We start from the raw sequence: 322 nt of genomic DNA on the forward strand, positions 1-322 counted from the left end.
GGTACTGTCCGCTATCGGTCACTAGGGAATATTTAGGCTTAGCGGGTGGTCCCGCCAGATTCACACGGAATTTCTCGGGCTCCGTGCTACTTGGGAACATCACAAAGGAGCCGTCAGTGTTTCGTCTACGGGGGTCTTACCCTCTACGCCGGACCTTTCGCATGTCCTTCGACTACACCAACGGTTTCTGACTCCTCGCTGATCCGGCAGAATCAGCCTGTAAGTCCCACGACCCCGCAATGGCAACCCCTGCCGGGTATCACACCACTACGGTTTAGCCTCATCCGATTTCGCTCGCCACTACTCTCGGAATCACGGTTGT

At 55.9% G+C, this 322-nt stretch carries 1 rRNA gene; it reads right to left on the minus strand.

Annotation, left to right across the window (positions count from 1 at the left end):
- A 23S ribosomal RNA gene (locus IF29_RS0141260) occupies nucleotides 1-322 on the minus strand; the annotation flags it as partial.

Source organism: Streptacidiphilus jeojiense (assembly GCF_000719095.1).
In the GTDB taxonomy this organism is placed as follows: Bacteria; Actinomycetota; Actinomycetes; order Streptomycetales; family Streptomycetaceae; genus Streptacidiphilus; species Streptacidiphilus jeojiensis.